The following is a 16974-nucleotide window of genomic DNA, read 5'->3' on the forward strand; positions in this document are numbered from 1 at the left end:
TATGAACACGCGCTTCGCCCGCTCGCCTCGCGGCTTCACGATGATGTCCATGCTGTTCATCCTCGTGGTGCTGGCCGCGCTGGGCACGGCGCTGGCGGCGCTGAGCCAACGCCAGCAGCTGGGCATCGCCGGCGAGCTGGCGGCCGCCAAGGCCTACCAGGCGGCGTTCGCCGGGCTGGAGTGGGGCAGCCACCAGATCCTGCGCGCCGGCGGCCAGCCGGCCTGCTTCGCCACGCGCAGCATCGCAATGACCGATCAGCTCGCGGGCAACACCGTGACGGTCAGCTGTACGCGCACGCCCGCCAGCGGCACGGTCGCCGACGGCGATCAGGCGCTGGCCTTCTACACGCTGGTGGCCACGGCCTGCAATCTGCCGGCCAGCGGCGCCTGCCCCAATGCCGCGACCACCGAACCCACCTACGCCGAGCGCCAGCTCAGCCGCAGCCTGAGCATCGCCACGCCATGATCCGCCGGCTCGTCCACCTGCTCGCCACCGCCGCGCTGGCCCTGCCCTCGCTCGCGCAGGCCGTGGCCTACGACCTGCCCAACAACATGCCGCCGGGCTGCTCGCGCAGTGGCAGCAGCTACACCTGCCAGGGCGGCAACCTGGGCCACAACGACACGGTCACCGTCAGCTCGCCCAAGCCAGCGACGGTGACCATCAACGGCAACTTCGGCACCGAGAACGCGCAGATCAACCAGGCCGGCAGCGCCAGCGACCTCACGCTGATCGTCAAAGGCACGCTGACGCTGGGTTACCAGGCGCGCATCAAGGCCAACATCACCGCCAATGCCGTCAACGACGCCGGCGGCGGCGCGGTCAGCCTGGTGGGCAACCTGACGGCCAATGGCGGCAACATCTCGCTGGCCTACCAGACCTCGGTGACCGGCAATGTCACCACCAGCGGCACCGGAACCATCACCACGGGCCAGAACGGCACCATCACCGGCAATGTGTCGGGTGGCAGTGGCAGCATCACCATCAGCGAGACGAGCAGCGTCACCGGCAGCGTGACCGGTACCGGCAGCATCACCATCGTGCAGCGGGCCGTGGTGGCCGGCAACGTCAGTACCAACGGCAACGTCAGCCTGGGTTTCCAGTCGCGCGTGAACGGCAACCTCAGCACCGGCGGCGCCGTCACGCTGGAGCAGGAGTCGCGCGTGGGCGGCACGCTGACCGGCGGGGCCGGCAACGTGGCGGTGGGCTACGCGGCCACCGTCGTCGGCGCGCTGCAGACCTCCACCGGCACCATCAGCTTCGACCAGAACGCCGTGGCCCAGGCCTGCGTGCGCTCCACCGGCAGCGCCAGCATCACGCTGGGCTATCAAAGCAGCATCCACAGCGTGTGCTGCGGCAGCAGCTGCGGCAACAGCTGCGTCACCAACAACTCCACGTACGCCATGCCGCAGGCCTGTGCGGCCAGCGTCAGCCTGCTGGCCGACTACCGCATGGATGAGACCACCGCGTGGAACGGCAACGCCGCCGAGGTGCGCGACAGCAGCGGCAACGCCCATCACGGCCAGGCGGCCACGGCGTCCGCCGGCACACCGGTCGCGACCACGCTGAGCGGCTCGCCGGCCTATGGCACCACCAGCAGCGGCAGTTGCGGCTACGGCCAGTTCAACCGCGCCAGCCCCAGCACCACGCACGCCTATGTGCAGTTGCCTGCCAGCTTTCCAGCGCTGAGCGGCAGCTTTACCGTCATGGCCTGGATACGCAGCAGCTCGCCATCGTCAGCGAACCAGCGCATCTTCGCGCATGACGACAACCAAAACGGCTGGGCCCTGAGCCTGGGCGACTCGGGCAGCGCCGCCATTCGACTTTTCAACCGGAGACTCGGCGCAACAGGTGCTGTCACCACGGGAGGGACCAACGGCAGCGGTGCCGGAAACGCGAACTGCAACAGCGGCACTTTCTGCCTCGACAGCGCCCCCGTTGTCGCCTCCAACACCTGGTACTACGTGGCGGTGCTGGTCGACAGTGCCCACAAGCAGGCAGAGCTACGGATCTACAACACCAGCGGCACGCTGCTGGCCAGTGCCAGCTCGGCTTTCACCAGCACCTGGGCCACCGGCAGCGGCGGCACGACTGTCGGCGGTGAGTCGGCCAGTTCCAGTGAGGGAAGGAGCAGCGGCTTCCACTTCAACGGCAATATCGACGAGCTTCAGGTCTACAGCGGCCTGCTCACCAGCAGCGCCATCAGCGCCCAGCTCAGTCGCTCGCGCAGCTGCCCACTGCCGGCCATCAGCAGCTTCACGTTCAGCGGCACGGGCAGCGCCTCCACCTGCGCCCCGCAGACGCTGACGATCACGGCGAGGGACAGCAATGGCAACACGCTGACCAACTACACCGGCTCCGTCAACCTCAGCACCAGCACGGGCGATGGCGACTGGAGCGCCGGCACCGGCCCGGCGCCATCGGGCACGCTGACACCCGGCGCCACCAACAGCGGCCAGGCCAGCTACACCTTTGCCGCGGGCGATGCGGGCGTCGTCAGGCTGCGGCTGGCCCACAGCCTGGCGCAGAACCTCACGGCTACGGCGGTGGACAGCGTGGTCTCCAGCACCAGCAGCACGTCCGCCGCCATCACCTACCGCGACAACGCCTTCGTGTGGGATGAGGACACCGGCAACCTCGTCAGCGGCAGTTTCGTCGCCGTGGCCGGCCGCAACCACGACATGCGCGTGCGCCTCTACAAGAAGGACCCGAGCACCGGCAACTGCAACGTCGCGACCGACTACACCGGCACCCGCAACCTCAAACTGTGGCGCACTGATAGCGGCGGCAGCTGGGCGGCGCCCAGCGTCGTCAGCCCCGCGCTCACCGTGCCCGCCACCCGGCCCGCCAGCAACAATCTGACGGCGCTGAGCTTCAACGCTGGCGTGGCCACCTTCAGCCTGGCCACGACCAACGTCGGCAAGTACGCGCTGAGCCTGGAAGACGACTCGCTGGCCTATGCCGCCACGGCCATCACCAGCAACAACGACCTGTTGACCGTGCGCCCCTTCACGTTGGCCATCAACGGGCTGACACTGGCCGGCACGGCCAACCCGGGCGGCAGCGCGGCGATCGACAGCGTCTTCGGCAAGGCCGGCGCGCCGTTCTCGGCCACCGTCACCGCCTACCGATGGAGCAGCGGCGCCGACAGCAACAACGACGGCGTGCCCAACAGCGGTGCCACGCTGGCGCAGGTGTCGGCCGGTGGCGTGGCAACAGGCTTCAACAGCGCCGTGTCGTTGACGGTGGCAGCCGGCTCCGTGACGCCTAGCGGCGGCAGCACCGGCACGCTGACCAACAACGTCATCAGCAGCTTCAGCAGCGGCGTCGGCAGCACCAGCACGCTGAGCTACAGCGAGGTCGGTAGCTTTGCGCTGAACACCAGCGCCGTCGTCGGCGCCTACCTCGGCACCGCTGGCCTGAACCTTGACGCGCTGGTGTTCAAGGCCAGCGGCGAGCAGGACGGCCGCGTGGGCCGCTTCGTGCCCGCCGGCTTCGACGTCGGGAACTTCGTCGTCACGCACCGCAGCTCCATGGGCTGCTCACCGGCCTCCACCTTCAGCTACATGGGCGAGGGCATGAACTTCGCGTTCCGGCTCACTGCGCGCAATGCAGCCGGCGGCACCACCCAGAACTACACCGGCGCTTTCGCCAAGTTCGACGCGAGCAACGCTGCCAACTTCAACGTGGCAGGCATCTCTGGCACGACCATGTGGAAGCCCGGAGGCCGCATGACGACGGCCTTCGGCGCCGGCACCTGGAACAGCGGCGTCGTCAACGTCAGCCTGACCGCCAACGGCCAGCGCGGCAGCAGCCCGGACGGCCCCTTCCCCAATGCACAGTTCGGCATCGCCCCGGTAGACAGCGACGGCGTGGGCATGCTGACGCTGAATCTCGACACCGATTCGCCCACCGACGGCGCAGACCGTGCGCTACTTGGCCAGGTTTCGCTCCGATACGGTCGCTTACGACTGCAGAATGCGATGGCCGCTGCAAAACGAGCGCTCAGGTTACCGCTCACCGCCCAATACTGGGACAGCACCACTGCCACCTTCAAGACCAACGACTTGGACGCCTGCACCCGCATCACCGCCGCCAACCTGAGCTTCGGCAACTTCCGCAAGACGCTCACCACGGCTGACGCCGTCATGAGCCCCAATGCCGTCACTGTCAGCCCTACGCAGCCCGCCTTCATCACGCTGGCGGCGCCGGGCGGCGGGCGCGTGGGCAGCGTGGACGTCGCCATCGCGCTGGGCTCCAACAATGCCGATGCTTCCTGTCTGAGCTGGACGCCGACCACCGCCGCCACGGCCGGTGCCAACCTCAATGCAATGCGCGGCGCTTGGTGCGGCAGCGCCTCCGCCCTGCGCGACCCCAGCGCCCGTGCGACGTGGGGGCTGTACCGCGGCGCCGACGGCGTGCTCTACCAGCGGGAGAACTATTGATGCGCTGGCCCTGGTCACCCCGCCGCAATGGGAACCGCCTGCTGCTTCGACGTGACGGACAGGCCTGGGCCTTCGTGCTGACCGACGGCCCGCCCGGCGAGCAACCGGCCCGGCTGCTGCGCTGGGGCCTGCTGCCCGAGTCAAGACCGGTCCCTGCCGGCGACGCCATCGCCCTGTTAGACCCGACCGACTACCAAGTGCTGAAGGTCGACACGCCCAGTGTGCCGCAGGACGAACTGAAGGCGGCCGCCCGCTGGCAGATCAAGGAACTGGTGGATGCCGACGTGGCCGAGCTGACGCTGGATGTCATGCACGTCGGCGGCGACGCCGAGCGGCCCAACGCCACCAGCGCGCGGCAGCTGTTTGTCGTCGCGGCGCGCAACAGCGCCATCAAGGCGCTGGCCGAGGGTGCCGCTGCCGTCAATGATCAGGTGCGCACGGTCGACATCTGGGAGACCGCACTACGCAATCTGGTGGCGGCGCGAGCCCGGGCCGACGACCTGGCCGCCCGGGCCTGCGCAGCCGTGCTCATCGACGGCCAGCACTGCCTGCTGGTGGTGTGCGTGGGCGACGAGCTGTTCTACACCCGCCGCCTGCAAGCCGACCCGCGGCTGCTGGCGCGCGCGGTTGGCGCGGCGCCCGAGGCGCTCGAGGCCGAGGTGCCCCTGGGCTTCGAGTACCTGCCCGGCGGCAGCTTCGACGGCGGTGAGCCGCAGGAGTCGCCGCTCATCGTCGAGCTGCAGCGCTCCATCGACGTGTGGGAGCGCAGTTGGCCCGACCTGCCACTGGCGCGCCTGTATGTCGCCGCAGCCGCCCACGGTCCCGAACTCGCCGCCCTGATCCAGCGCGAGCTGGGCCAGCGCACGGTGGCACTGGACGCGCTGGCCGCCTTCGCGCCTGGCGCTTCCGAGCCAGAGGGCGACGCTGCTCAAGCACGGGCCGCCTGCCTGCCGCTGTTGGGCGCAGCGCTGCGCCTGGACACCAGAAAGCTGTGATGGCCCAGCAGATCAACCTCCTCACTCCCATACTGCTGGCGCCCCGGCGCCACTTCTCTGCGCTGACACTGCTGCAGGCCAGCGCCCTCTTGCTGGCCGTGGGACTGGTCACCGCGCTGTGGCTGCAACAGCGCGACCGCGCCGCCGACGTCGAGCACCAGGCGCTGCTGGCCCGCTACGCCGCCGAGCGCCAGCAACTCACTGCCGCCCGCGCGAGCCTGCCCGCGCCGCAGGATGCCGGCACCCTGCAGCAGCAGTTGCAGGCGCTGGAAGCCGGCAACGCCCAGCGGCGCGCGCTGCTGCACAGCCTGGCCGGCAGCGACACTGGCGCCGGCCAGCGCCACTCGGAGCTGCTGGCCCTGGTGGCGCGCACCCTGCCGGCCTCGGCCTGGCTGGGCGAGCTACGCTACGCCCCCGGGCGTCTGGAGCTCAGCGGCGGCACGCTGAACACAGCCGTGCTGCGCCCTTGGCTGGCGCAGCTGTCGGCCCATCCGCTGCTGACGGGCCAGCAACTCACCGCTCTACGCGTGGAACGCCTGGGCGCGCCGGGGGGCGACGCCGATAGGCCGCTGCTGCCTGCCGCCGACCGGCTGGCCCAGAGCGGCGTGCCGGTGTGGGCCTACCGCGTGGTCAGCGCGCCGGCCGGCGGCGCCTCGGAGGCCGCGCGATGAAGGCCTCCACGCCCATCAGCCTGGCACCACTGCGTGCGGTCTGGGAGCGCCAGGCGCGGCGCATCGACGCGCTGAGCCTGCGCGAGCGTGCCATCCTCTTCCTGAGCCTCGTCGCCGTGCTGGCCGCGCTGTTCGACACCCTGGTGCTCACGCCACAGACGGCCCGCGCCAAACAGCGCAGCGACGCACGCGTCCAGCAGGAGGCCGAGCTGGCGCAGCTGCGCGAGCTGTTCGTGGCCACCAGCCGCACCACCAGCGACCCGGCCCTGGCCTTAAGAACCCAGTTGGAGGCCGCCAGCGCCGAGCGTGCCCAGTTGGACGAGCAACTACTGCATAAGAACGGCAGCGCCGGGGGCGGCCAGGACCTGGCCGTGCTGCTGCAGCGCCTGCTGGCCCGCCAGCCCGGCCTGGTGCTGGAGCGGCTGACACTGCTGCCCGATGCACCGGTGGCCGCCCCGCAGTCGGGCGCGTCGGCACCGGCCGCGCTGGCCGGCATCACTTGGCAGGGCGTGGAGCTACAGCTGCAGGGCGGCTACACCGAGCTGCAGCGCGAGATGCAGGCACTGGAGCGCGAACTGCCCGGCCTGCGCTGGGGCGATATGCAGCTCAGCAGCAGCAGCGCCGAGGCGCCGCGGCTGCGCGCGCAGGTCTTTCTGTTGAAGGTGCAGCCATGAAGCCGCCCAAGCCCTGGATTCCGCTGCTGCTGGGCCTTGGCCTAGCCCTGCCGCTGCTCGTGATAGCGCAGGAAGGCCAGCGCGACCCGACGGCCTGGCCGGAGGCGCTGCGAAGCGCGATGGCCGCGTCGACGCCGGCTTCCAGCGCGTCTGCCGAACGGGCCGGCATCCGCCAGGTCATCTTCAGTAACGGCCGGGGCTACGTCGTGCAGCGCGGCCGCCGCTACGCCGTGGGGGAGCAGCTCGACGGCGCCCGCATCGAACGCATCACCGAGCAGGCTGTGTGGCTACGCGAGGCCGGCCAGCTGCGCCGCGAGTCGCTGTACAGCGGCGTCGAGAAACGCCCGCCCGCGCCTGCCCGCGCCGCGCCCAAGCATTCCAAGGAGAAGCAGCCATGAAGGCTCCCGCCCCCCGACTCCCGCGCCTGCTGTTGCTGAGCGCCGCCCTCGCGCTGCTGGCCGGCTGCGCCGACAAGCCGCTGCGCGTGGCCCAGCCCAGCCAGGCCCTGCGTGACGAGCTGCAGGCGCCCCGCCCTGCGCCGGCCGCCGCGGTGGAGCGCGCCGCCCAGGCGCTGCCGGTGCCTGCCCCCGCGCCTGCCGCGCCGCCGGAGCCGCGCTTCGACCTCATCGTTAACGGCGCGCCGGCGCGCGACGTGTTCTTGTCCCTGGTCAGCGACACGCGCTACAGCATGCTGGTGCACCCCACCGTGACGGGGCAGCTGTCGGTAACGCTCAAGGACGTCACGATCCGCGAGTCGCTGGACGCCATCCGCGACGTCTACGGCTTCGACTACACCATCGACGGCCGCCGCATCACCGTCTTCCCGCCCACGCTGCAGACCCGCGTGTTCACGATCAACGCGCTGGCCCACCAGCGCAGCGGCCGCAGCGAGGTGCGCGTGAGCTCGGGCGCCGCGCCTATTGGCAGTGGTGGCAGTGGTGGCAGTGGGGGCAGCACAGGCGCAGGCGCCTCCGGCGGCGGCAGCGGCGGTAGCAGCGTGCAGCAGCAGGAGAGCAGCCAGCTCAGCACCAAGGTCGCCACCGACTTCTGGGCCGAGACCGCCGCCGCGCTGCGGGCGCTGGTGGGCAGCGGCGAGGGCCGTACCGTCATCACCAGCCCGCAGACCGGCACGGTAGCCGTGCGCGCCATGCCCGAAGAGCTGCGCCACGTGGAGGCCTGGCTCAAGGCCACGCGCATTGCGGTGGAGCGCCAGGTCATGCTGGAGGCCAAGATCGTGGAGGTCGAGCTGCGCGAGGGCTACCAGAGCGGCATCGACTGGTCGCGCGTGGGCGAGCGCGGCGCCATCGGCCAGACCAGCGCCAACCCGTCCACACCGAGCGGCGTGAACAGCATCATCAACCCGCTGGTCAGCAACACGCGCGGCCTGCCCACGCTGTCCAGCGGCACGCAAAGCCCCAGCTGGCCCGACCTCATCCCCCTGCCCTCGGCCGGCGGCGGCACCTTCGGCCTGGCGCTGGCGCGTGGCGGCTTCCAGGCGCTGCTGAGCTTCGTCGAGAGCCACGGCGACACGCAGATCCTGTCCAGCCCACGCATCGCGACGCTGAACAACCAGAAGGCCGTGCTCAAGGTGGGCACGGACGACTACTTCATCACCGGCATCAGCGGCAGCAACAGCGGCACCAGTACCGGCACCAACGGCAACACCACCAACCAGATCCCGACGCTGACGCTGACGCCCTTCTTCAGCGGCATCGCGCTGGACGTGACGCCGCAGATCGACGCGGCCGACATGATCACGCTGCACATCCACCCGTCGGTGTCGGCCGTCACCGAAAAGGTCAAGCAAGTGGACCTGGGCGAGGTGGGCAACTTCCGCCTGCCGCTGGCCAGCGCCAGCGTCAACGAGAGCGACACCGTGGTGCGCATCCCCGACGGCCACATCGTGGCCATCGGCGGGCTGATGCAGATGGAGTCGTCGCGGCGCGGCTCAGGCCTGCCCGGCGCGGACGCGAACCCGCTGACATCGACACTGTTCGGCAACCGCGCCAACAGCGGCCGCAAGCGCGAGCTGGTGGTGCTGATCAAGCCCAGCATCATCCGCAGCGCGGACGACTGGGCGCAGCACAACCGGCTGGTCAGCGAGTCGCTGAGCGACACCGAGAGCCGCGCCCGTCGCGTCATCCGGCTGGACGGCCCCGCCCCGGCCCCGGCCAAATGAGGCTCAGCCCAGCTCGGCACGCAGCTGCCGGGCGGCGGCCACCATGCGTTGCAGAGCCGGGGTCACCTCGGCCCACTGCCGGGTCTTGAGCCCGCAGTCCGGGTTGACCCACAAACGCTCGGCCGGCACCCGCTCAGCAGCACGTTTCATCAGCGTCACGATGTCCGCCTGGCTGGGGATGTTGGGCGAGTGGATGTCGTAGACGCCCGGGCCAATCTGGTTGGGGTAGCGGAAGCTGCGGAAGGCGTCCAGCAACGCCATGTCCGAGCGCGAGGTCTCGATGGTGATGACGTCGGCGTCCATGGCCGCGATAGCCGGCAGGATGTCGCTGAACTCCGAGTAGCACATGTGGGTGTGGATCTGCGTCGCGTCGGCCACGCCGCCCGCCATCAGGCGGAAGCAAGCCACGGCCCAGTCCAGGTAATCGCCCCACTGAGCGCGGCGCAGCGGCAGGCCCTCGCGCAACGCGGCCTCGTCGATCTGGATGATGGGCAGGCCGGCGCGCTCCAGATCCAGCACCTCCTCGCGCAGCGCCAGCGCGAGCTGCCGGCAGGTGATGGCGCGCGGCTGGTCGTCGCGCACGAAGGACCAGTTCAGCATGGTCACCGGCCCGGTCAGCATGCCCTTCATGGGCCGCTCAGTCAGTGACTGTGCATGGCGGCTCCAGGCCACGGTGATGGGCCGCGGGCGGCTGATGTCGCCGAACAGCAGGGGCGGCTTCACGCAGCGTGAGCCATAGCTCTGCACCCAGCCGAACTGGCTGAAGGCATAGCCGACCAGTTGCTCGCCAAAGTACTCCACCATGTCGTTGCGCTCGGCCTCGCCGTGCACCAGTACGTCCAGCCCCAGCGTCTCCTGGGCCTTCACGCAATGCGCGATCTCTCGGCGCATCGCGTCGTCGTAAGCCGCGGCCGTGACCTCGCCGGCCTTGAAGCGGCTGCGGGCCTGGCGGATCTCGGCCGTCTGCGGGAAGGAGCCGATGGTGGTCGTGGGAAAGGCGGGCAGCTGCAACCGCGCAGCCTGCGTGGCGGCGCGTTGCGCATGCGGCGAGGGGCGCTGGCCCAGCCTGGCATCCACGCGGGCCAGGGCCTGCGCGACCGCCGGGTTGTGCACGCGCGGGGACGCCCGCCGTCCCGCAAGCGCTGCGGCATTGGCGGCCAATTCGGCCTGCACGGCGGCGCGCCCCTCGCGCAGCGCGCGCGCCAGCAGCGCCAGCTCGTCCAGCTTCTGCAGCGCGAAGGCCAGCCAGGACCTGAGCTCGGCGTCCAGTTGCTGCTCCTGGGCCAGGTCCACCGGCACGTGCAGCAGCGAGCAGGACGGCGCCAGCCAGAGCCGCTCGCCCAGTTGTCGGGCCACGGGCTCCAGCCAGTCCAGCGTGGCGTTCAGGTCGGTGAGCCAGATGTTGCGGCCGTTGATGACGCCCAGCGACAGCACACGGTCGCCCGGCAAGGCGGCCAACAGCGGCGCCACCTCGTCCCGGGCGTTGACGGCGTCCAGGTGCACGCCCTGCACCGGCAGCTCGGCGAGCAGTGGCAGGTTCTCGCGCAGCGGGCCGAAATAGGTGGCCACCAGCAGCTGCGCGCGGCGCGTGCCCAGCACGGCATAGGCATCCCGGTATGCCTGGGCCCAGCCAGGGTCGAGCTCGGTCGCCAGCAGCGGCTCGTCGATCTGCACCCAGCGGGCGCCGTGCGCCGCCAACGTGTCCAGCAGCTCGGCATAGACCGCCAGCAATGGCGACAGCAGGTCCAGGCGCTCGCTGCCGTCCTTGGCCTTGCCGAGCGCCAGGTAGGTTAGCGGACCGATCAGCACCGGCTTGGCATGCCGGCCCTGGGCCTGGGCCTCGGCCAGCTGCTGCAGCAGTCGCGAGGCGTCCAGGTGGAAGGTCTGACCGGCCCGGAACTCTGGAACGATGTAGTGGTAGTTGCTGTCGAACCACTTGGTCATTTCGCCGGCTGCGACGCCGCAGCAGGCGCCGTGCCCCGCGACCTGCGGGGCCGACCGCCCGCGGGCGACGCGGAAGTAGTTGTCCAGCTCCGGGCCGTCGAAGCCCTGGAAGCGCTGCGGCAGGTGGCCCAACGTGAAGCTCATGTCCAGCACCTGGTCGTAGAGCGAGAAGTCACCGACAGGTACGAGGTCCACTGCGGCCTGCGCCGCCCAGTGGCGCTCGCGCAGCAGTGCGGCCTGGGTGTTCAGCTCAGCCGCGCTGCTGCGGCCTTGCCAGTAGGCCTCCAGCGCGAACTTGAGTTCGCGGCGCGCGCCGATGCGGGGAAAGCCAAGGTTGTGGGTGCGGGTCATGTCGGTCTGGCCAGGGAGTGAAGTGCAGGGAGCGGCATGCTAGGAATCGAAAACCATGAAGTAAAATGGTCATTTTTCAGAGATCGATCGATTTCATTCATGCTTGAGCGCGCCCACCTGGCCATCATTCGCGAAGTCGACCGCCAAGGTTCGCTGACGGCCGCGGCTGGCGTGCTGTGCCTGACGCAGTCCGCGCTGAGCCACGCGATGAAGAAGCTGGAAGGCCAGCTGGGTACGGACATCTGGCTGCGCGAGGGCCGCTCGCTGCGCCTGACGCAGGCCGGCGAGTACCTGCTGGCTGTGGCCAACCGGCTGCTGCCGCAGCTGGACATGGCCGAGCAGCGGGTGCGCCAGTTCGCGGCCGGCACGCGGGGCGCGCTGCGCATCGGCATGGAGTGCCACCCTTGCTACCAGTGGCTGCTGAAGATCGTCTCGCCCTACCTCGAGGCCTGGCCGGACGTGGAGGTGGATGTACGCCAGAAGTTCCAGTTCGGCGGCATAGCCGCGCTGTTCGGGCACGAGATCGACCTGCTCGTCACACCCGACCCGCTGCACAAGCCGGGCCTGCACTACGAGCCGGTGTTCGACTACGAACAGGTGTTGGTGGTGAGCGAGCGCCATGCGCTGGCCGGCGCGGCCCATGTGCTGCCAGCACAGCTGGCGGAGGAGGTGCTCATCACTTACCCCGTCGCGGTGGAGCGGCTGGACGTCTACACGCAGTTCCTGCTGCCCGCCGGCATCACGCCGCGCCAGCACAAGCCCATCGAGACGACGGACATCATGTTGCAAATGGTGGCCAGCGGCCGCGGCGTGGCCGCGCTACCGCGCTGGCTGGTGCAGGAGTACTCGGCCCGGCTGGACATCGTGCCGGTCAAGCTCGGCGAGCACGGCGTGGCCAAGCAGATCTACCTCGGCGCCCGCGAGAGCGAGCTGCAGGTGGACTATCTGCAGGCCTTCATCGACCTGGCCCGCCGCAGCGGCGCCGCTACAGCAGGCTGACGTTGGGCAGGTGCAAGCGCGAGGTCTCGCGCATGATGCGCACGAAGTCGGCCAGGAAGGGCTTGGCCGCCAGGGATGGGGTGCTGACGGCGTAGAGCCGGCCGGTCAGCCCCTGCGCACCGATGCGCTGCCGTGCCACGTAGCCGCGCGCCAGATAGCCCTCCACCGCCCACAGCGGCAGCGCTGCCACGCCGCGGCCGCTGGCCACGAGCTGCAAGATGGCCACCGTCAGCTCGCTGGTGCGGCGCGGCGGGTTGATGCCAGCCGGCTGCAGCACCTGGCGCACGAGGTCCAGCATGTCGTCGGGTACCGGGTAGGTGATCAGCGTCTCGGCCGCGAAATCGGCGGCCGCCAGCCACGGGCGCGCCAGCAGCGCATGGCCCTTGCGCAGCAGCGCGACGATCTCGAAGCTGAACAGCGGGTGTACCACCACGCCGCCTTCGCCTGCGTCCACGTCGGAGACGATGGCCAGCTCGGCGCGGTCCTGGTGCAGCAGGCCGACGGGGTCGGTGTGGAAGCCAGACACGATGTCCAGCTCCACCTCCGGCCAGCGCTCGCGGAAAGCGTCCATGGCCGGCATCAGCCAGTCGAAGCAGGTGTGGCACTCGACCGCAATGCGCAACTGGCCCGCCGAGCCGGCCACCAGCCGGCGCATGTCGGCCTCGGCCGCGTCCACCTGCGGCAACACCAGGTCGGCCAGCGCCAGCAGCCGCTGGCCGGCGACGCCGAACACCAGGGGTTGGCTCTTGCGCGCGAACAGCTCGGTGCCGTAGTGCACCTCCAGCGCCTTGAGCTGGTGCGACAGCGCCGACTGCGTGAGGTTGAGCGCCTGCGCCGCGCGCGACAGGTTGCCCGCCTCGCGCAGTGCGGCCAGCGTGCGCAAGTGGCGCAGCTCCAGAGGCGTCATCATGAATTAACCTATTGGTTAGCCTGAAATTATTTCGTTTGAATCATAGTCGTGCGGCAGGAATGATGCGAACCAATTTCATCCACATCAAGCCTTCCATGATCCGGATTCATGATTCCCACGCCTGGCACTGGCCATCCTCCCCAGCGTTCGATGCCACGGCAGCGCCAACGGCCGCACTGGACCTGCTGACCGTGGGTGAGCCGCCCATGGCCGACGGCCTGCAGGCCCACTGGCAGCTGCTCGGCTGCGAGGCCCCGACCGAGACGGCAACCTGTCCCTGGACCGGCCAGCCCTACCGCCGCCCCGTGCTCGACGACGCCAGCAGCTTTGCGCTGCTGGCCGAGCCCCTGCTCGCGCGGGTGGATGCCGTCATCGCGCGTCCCGCCAGCCCCAAGGTAGCGCTGCTGGGCCCGGTGAGCCTGCTGTCGCTGTGCGCCGAGGCCCAGCCGGGCGGCGACCGCCTGCGCCGGCTACCCGGGCTGTTGGATGTCTACGTGGCTTTGTTGACGCGGCTGGCCGCGCGAGGCGTGACATGGGTGCAGCTGGACGAGCCGCTGTTGTCACAGCCGCTGTCGCCCGCCTGGCAACAGGCGCTGCGCGAGGCCTATGGCCGCCTGAGCCGGGTCGACCAGCCTCTGCTGATCGCGGCCGGCGCGCTGCCGGATGAGGACAACCTGACGCTGGCCTGCGAGCTGCCGGTGGCCGGCCTGCAGGTGGATGCTGGCGCAGCCGCCCTGCCCCAGCTGGCCCGACGGCTGCCATGGGAGCGCGAGCTGTCGCTGGACCTCAGCCGCGCCAGCGCACCGCTGGCCGTGGCGCGCGAGATCCGCGCGCTGCGCGGTGGCCGCATCTGGCTGGCCCAGCCGCCGGGCGCGGCCGCCGCCGCGCAGCTGGGCGCCCTGCGCCGTGCACTGTGGCGCGAGGACTTCAGGCCTTGTCGCTGATCAGCTTCACGACGCTGGAGAAATCCAGCCCGCCGCGGCCGGCCTGCTTGTTCAGCGCATAGAGGTTGCGCGCCAGCTCGCCCAGCGGAATCGTGGCGCCCACGCCCATCGCGGCCTCGACGGCCAGGCCCAGGTCCTTGAGCATCAGGTCGTTGCCGAAGCCGCCGGTGTAGCCGCGCGAGGCCGGCGCGTTCTCCAGCACGCCGGGCCAGGGGTTGCACACCTCGGTGGCCCAGCTGCGGCCGGTGCTGACGGCCATCATCTGCGACAGCACCTTGGCATCCAGCCCATGGGCTGCTCCCAGGGCCAGCGCCTCGCCAGTAACGGCCATGATGACGCCCAGCGCCATGTTGTTGCACAGCTTGGCTACCTGGCCGGCGCTGCTGGCGCCCATGTGGAAGATGTTCTTGCCCATGGCCTGCAGCAGTGGGCGCGCGCGCTCTAGCACTTCAGCCTCGCCGCCAACGATGAAGGTCAGCGTGCCGGCCGCCGCTCCGGCCGTGCCGCCGGACACCGGTGCGTCCAGCATCGCGATGCCGCGCGCACTGGCCGCCTGCGCCACCTTCAGCACCGAGGCCGGCGCGATGGTGCTGCAGTCGATGACCAGCGTGCCGGCCGGCAGCCGGGCCAACAGGCCGTCGTCCGCGAGGTACAGCGCCTCCACATGCCGGCTGGCCGGCAGCATGGAGATGACGACCTGCGCGCCGTCCACGGCGGCAGCGGCCGTGGCGGCGATGCTCACGCCGGCTTGATCGGCCGCCTTGGCACAGGCCTCGGCGCTGAGGTCGAAGGCCTGCACGGCGTGACCGGCCCTGGCCAGGTTGACAGCCATCGGGCCGCCCATGTTGCCCAGGCCGAGGAAGGCGATGCGTGTGCTCATGTGTTTGTCTCCGTATTGAGGCTGGATCAGCCGTTCTTCCACTTCGGCGCGCGCTTGCCCAGGAAGGCGTTGACGCCTTCGCGCTGGTCCTCCGTGTCGAACAGGCCGACGAACAGTTCGCGTTCCTGGATCAGCACCTGCTGGGCCGGCATGTGGCGTGCGCCCTGGATGAGCCGCTTGCAGGCGGCGACGCTGCTGGGGCTCTGCTTCTGCACGGTTTCTGCCATCTGCAATGCGCGGGCCAGACCCTGGCCCTTGTCGGCAACCTCGTCGGCCAGGCCGATGCGCAGCGCCGTGGCGGCGTCCACGCGCTCGCCCAGCAGCACCATGCGCTTGGCCCAGCTCTCGCCGACGGTCCAGGTCAGCCACTGCGTGCCGCCCGCGCAGGGCAGCAGGCCCACGGCAGCCTCGGGCAATGCCATCACCGCGTGGCTCTCGACGACGCGCAGGTCGCAGGCCAGCGCACATTCGAGCCCGCCCCCATCGCATAGCCGTTGATGGCCGCGATGCTGACGCCGCGGAAAGCAGACAGCGCCTCGAAGGCGTCGCCGAAGCGCTTGGCCATGGTCGCCGCCACGCCCTTGTCGCCGTCGGCAAACAGCTTCAGGTCGGCGCCGGCGCTGAAGAACTTCTCGCCATCGCCGGTGATGATCAGCGCGTAGATCTCACGATCGGCGTTCAGGTCGTGCACCAGGCGCGTCAGCGCCGCGAGGCTGTCGGCCGTCCAGGTGTGGGCGGGCGGGTTGTGCAGCGTGACGAGGGCGGTGTGGCCGCGCTTTTCGAGCTTCAGGCCGGTGTGGTCCGTCATGTCGATTCCTTGTTCAGCGGATGGCGTCACCGGCGTCGTCCTGCAGCACGCGGCGGGACACGATGACACGCATGATTTCGTTGGTGCCTTCGAGGATCTGGTGCACGCGGGTATCGCGCACCAGCCGCTCCAGCGGGAACTCGTTCAGGTAGCCATAGCCGCCGTGCAGCTGCAGCGCCTCGTTGCAGACGGTGAAGCCCGCGTCAGTCGCGAAACGCTTGGCCATCGCGCAGTAGGTGGACGCCTCGGCATGGCCGGCGTCCAGCTTGGCGGCGGCCAGGCGCACCATCTGGCGTGCGGCCACCAACTCGGTGGCCATGTCGGCGATGCGGAACTGCAGCGCCTGCAGGCTGGCCAGCGGCTGGCCGAATTGGCGGCGGTCGTGCAGGTAGCGGCGCGCGGCATCCAGCGCGCCCTGCGCGGCGCCCACCGAGCAGGTGGCGATGTTGATGCGCCCGCCGTCCAGCCCCTTCATCGCGAGCTTGAAGCCCTCGCCTTCGGCGCCCAGCAGCGCCTCCGCGCCGACGCGCACGCCGTCGAACGCGATGGTGCGCGTCGGCTGGCTGTTCCAGCCCATCTTGTGCTCCTGCTTGCCGTAGCTGACGCCCGGCGCATCGGCCGGCACGACGAAGGCCGACACGCCCGACGGCCCGGCGCCGCCGGTGCGCGCCATGACGATGAGCACATCGGTCGCGCCCGCACCCGAGATGAAGGCCTTGCCACCGTTCAGCACCCACTGGGCGCCATCCCACTCGGCACGCGTCTTCAGCGAGCCGGCATCGGAGCCAGCGCCGGGTTCGGTCAGGCAGTAGGACGCCAGCTTGGCGCCGCTCACCAGGTCGGCGCCCCAGCGCTCGCACACGGCATCGCTGCCCCAGATGCCAAGCATCCAGGTGGCCATGTTGTGGATGGTGAGGAAGGCTGTCGTCGACGGATCGGCCGCAGCCAGTTCCTCGAACACCAGCGTCGCGTCCAGCCGCGGCAGCGCCAGGCCGCCAATGCGCTCGGGCGCGTACAGGCCGCAAAAGCCCAGCTCGCCGGCCGCGCGCAGCGTATCGCGCGGGAAGACGTGCTCGCGGTCCCATTGCGCGGCGAACGGCGCCAGCTCGCTGTGCGCAAAGCTGCGCGCGGTGGCAGCGAAGGCACGCTGGTCTTCGCTTAGTTCGAAGTCCATCG

General features: G+C 70.2%; 13 protein-coding genes and 1 pseudogene. 9 read left to right on the plus strand and 5 right to left on the minus strand.

Annotated elements, in window-relative coordinates; all coding sequences use genetic code 11:
• The first annotated feature begins 1 nt into the window (after position 1).
• Genes ACG0Z3_RS17885 through ACG0Z3_RS17915 form a run of 7 tightly spaced genes read left to right on the plus strand, consistent with a single transcriptional unit; the run spans position 2 to position 8962 of the window.
• Positions 2-466, plus strand: a complete 465-nt coding sequence (locus ACG0Z3_RS17885; protein ID WP_394399936.1) for an agglutinin biogenesis protein MshP — start codon at positions 2-4, stop codon at positions 464-466.
• Positions 463-4443 carry a DUF6701 domain-containing protein gene (locus ACG0Z3_RS17890; RefSeq protein WP_394399938.1) on the plus strand — a complete coding sequence of 1327 codons (3981 nt, stop codon included), beginning with the start codon at positions 463-465 and terminating at the stop codon, positions 4441-4443. The genes ACG0Z3_RS17885 and ACG0Z3_RS17890 overlap by 4 nt, the downstream gene beginning before the upstream one ends.
• Entirely contained in the window at positions 4443-5438 is a 996-nt protein-coding gene (locus ACG0Z3_RS17895; RefSeq protein WP_394399940.1) for a hypothetical protein, read from the plus strand. The genes ACG0Z3_RS17890 and ACG0Z3_RS17895 overlap by 1 nt, the downstream gene beginning before the upstream one ends.
• The gene (locus tag ACG0Z3_RS17900) at positions 5438-6109 is read left to right on the plus strand and encodes a PilN domain-containing protein (protein ID WP_394399942.1); all 672 of its coding nucleotides are present in this window, start codon (positions 5438-5440) and stop codon (positions 6107-6109) included. Before ACG0Z3_RS17895 ends, ACG0Z3_RS17900 begins: the two co-directional genes overlap by 1 nt.
• Complete coding sequence (locus tag ACG0Z3_RS17905) at positions 6106-6783, plus strand: hypothetical protein (protein WP_394399944.1); 678 nt, start codon at positions 6106-6108, stop codon at positions 6781-6783. Before ACG0Z3_RS17900 ends, ACG0Z3_RS17905 begins: the two co-directional genes overlap by 4 nt.
• Positions 6780-7181, plus strand: coding sequence for a hypothetical protein (locus tag ACG0Z3_RS17910; protein WP_394399946.1), 402 nt, complete (start codon positions 6780-6782; stop codon positions 7179-7181). The genes ACG0Z3_RS17905 and ACG0Z3_RS17910 overlap by 4 nt, the downstream gene beginning before the upstream one ends.
• Positions 7178-8962 (plus strand): secretin N-terminal domain-containing protein, encoded by a 1785-nt coding sequence (locus ACG0Z3_RS17915; RefSeq protein ID WP_394399948.1) that lies wholly within the window; start codon positions 7178-7180, stop codon positions 8960-8962. Before ACG0Z3_RS17910 ends, ACG0Z3_RS17915 begins: the two co-directional genes overlap by 4 nt.
• 3 nt (positions 8963-8965) lie before the next feature.
• On the opposite strand, the gene metE is transcribed toward ACG0Z3_RS17915, so the two are convergent.
• Positions 8966-11257 carry a 5-methyltetrahydropteroyltriglutamate--homocysteine S-methyltransferase gene (gene metE / locus ACG0Z3_RS17920; RefSeq protein WP_394399950.1) on the minus strand — a complete coding sequence of 764 codons (2292 nt, stop codon included), beginning with the start codon at positions 11255-11257 and terminating at the stop codon, positions 8966-8968.
• A 99-nt stretch (positions 11258-11356) separates the two neighbouring features.
• On the opposite strand from metE, the gene ACG0Z3_RS17925 reads away from it, so the two are divergent.
• Positions 11357-12256 carry a LysR family transcriptional regulator gene (locus ACG0Z3_RS17925; protein ID WP_394399952.1) on the plus strand — a complete coding sequence of 300 codons (900 nt, stop codon included), beginning with the start codon at positions 11357-11359 and terminating at the stop codon, positions 12254-12256.
• On the opposite strand, the gene ACG0Z3_RS17930 is transcribed toward ACG0Z3_RS17925, so the two are convergent.
• A complete protein-coding gene (locus ACG0Z3_RS17930; RefSeq protein WP_394399954.1) occupies positions 12243-13166 on the minus strand; it encodes a LysR family transcriptional regulator in 924 nt (307 codons plus the stop codon). The two genes, ACG0Z3_RS17925 and ACG0Z3_RS17930, sit on opposite strands and share 14 nt — an antisense overlap.
• A 95-nt stretch (positions 13167-13261) precedes the next feature.
• Here ACG0Z3_RS17930 and ACG0Z3_RS17935 point away from each other — a divergent pair, with 95 nt between their 5' ends.
• Entirely contained in the window at positions 13262-14110 is an 849-nt protein-coding gene (locus tag ACG0Z3_RS17935) for a uroporphyrinogen decarboxylase/cobalamine-independent methonine synthase family protein (protein WP_394399956.1), read from the plus strand.
• Here ACG0Z3_RS17935 and mmsB read toward each other — a convergent pair.
• The 3 genes and pseudogenes from mmsB to ACG0Z3_RS17950 all read right to left on the minus strand — a co-directional run bounded on the left by mmsB (position 14094) and on the right by ACG0Z3_RS17950 (position 16972).
• On the minus strand, positions 14094-14990 hold the full coding sequence (mmsB, locus tag ACG0Z3_RS17940) for a 3-hydroxyisobutyrate dehydrogenase (protein ID WP_394399958.1): 897 nt from the start codon (positions 14988-14990) through the stop codon (positions 14094-14096). The two genes, ACG0Z3_RS17935 and mmsB, sit on opposite strands and share 17 nt — an antisense overlap.
• 26 nt (positions 14991-15016) lie before the next feature.
• A pseudogene (locus ACG0Z3_RS17945) lies at positions 15017-15798 on the minus strand (enoyl-CoA hydratase).
• 13 nt (positions 15799-15811) lie between these two features.
• Positions 15812-16972: an acyl-CoA dehydrogenase family protein gene (locus ACG0Z3_RS17950; RefSeq protein ID WP_394399960.1), complete on the minus strand. Its 1161-nt coding sequence runs from the start codon at positions 16970-16972 to the stop codon at positions 15812-15814.
• Positions 16973-16974 lie beyond the last annotated feature (2 nt).

It is taken from the genome of Pelomonas margarita, from assembly GCF_043555875.1.
In the GTDB taxonomy this organism is placed as follows: domain Bacteria; phylum Pseudomonadota; class Gammaproteobacteria; order Burkholderiales; family Burkholderiaceae_C; genus Pelomonas; species Pelomonas margarita.

What these genes read in the sequence shown, in the direction of transcription:
- ACG0Z3_RS17925 (WP_394399952.1), top strand. Translation starts at nt 11,357, where the DNA reads ATGCTTGAGCGCGCCCACCTGGCCATCATTCGCGAAGTCGACCGCCAA.
- ACG0Z3_RS17915 (WP_394399948.1), top strand. Translation starts at nt 7,178, where the DNA reads ATGAAGGCTCCCGCCCCCCGACTCCCGCGCCTGCTGTTGCTGAGCGCC.
- ACG0Z3_RS17930 (WP_394399954.1), bottom strand. Translation starts at nt 13,166, where the DNA reads ATGATGACGCCTCTGGAGCTGCGCCACTTGCGCACGCTGGCCGCACTG.
- ACG0Z3_RS17905 (WP_394399944.1), top strand. Translation starts at nt 6,106, where the DNA reads ATGAAGGCCTCCACGCCCATCAGCCTGGCACCACTGCGTGCGGTCTGG.
- ACG0Z3_RS17950 (WP_394399960.1), bottom strand. Translation starts at nt 16,972, where the DNA reads ATGGACTTCGAACTAAGCGAAGACCAGCGTGCCTTCGCTGCCACCGCG.
- ACG0Z3_RS17895 (WP_394399940.1), top strand. Translation starts at nt 4,443, where the DNA reads ATGCGCTGGCCCTGGTCACCCCGCCGCAATGGGAACCGCCTGCTGCTT.
- ACG0Z3_RS17890 (WP_394399938.1), top strand. Translation starts at nt 463, where the DNA reads ATGATCCGCCGGCTCGTCCACCTGCTCGCCACCGCCGCGCTGGCCCTG.
- ACG0Z3_RS17935 (WP_394399956.1), top strand. Translation starts at nt 13,262, where the DNA reads ATGATCCGGATTCATGATTCCCACGCCTGGCACTGGCCATCCTCCCCA.
- metE (WP_394399950.1), bottom strand. Translation starts at nt 11,257, where the DNA reads ATGACCCGCACCCACAACCTTGGCTTTCCCCGCATCGGCGCGCGCCGC.
- ACG0Z3_RS17900 (WP_394399942.1), top strand. Translation starts at nt 5,438, where the DNA reads ATGGCCCAGCAGATCAACCTCCTCACTCCCATACTGCTGGCGCCCCGG.
- ACG0Z3_RS17910 (WP_394399946.1), top strand. Translation starts at nt 6,780, where the DNA reads ATGAAGCCGCCCAAGCCCTGGATTCCGCTGCTGCTGGGCCTTGGCCTA.
- ACG0Z3_RS17885 (WP_394399936.1), top strand. Translation starts at nt 2, where the DNA reads ATGAACACGCGCTTCGCCCGCTCGCCTCGCGGCTTCACGATGATGTCC.
- mmsB (WP_394399958.1), bottom strand. Translation starts at nt 14,990, where the DNA reads ATGAGCACACGCATCGCCTTCCTCGGCCTGGGCAACATGGGCGGCCCG.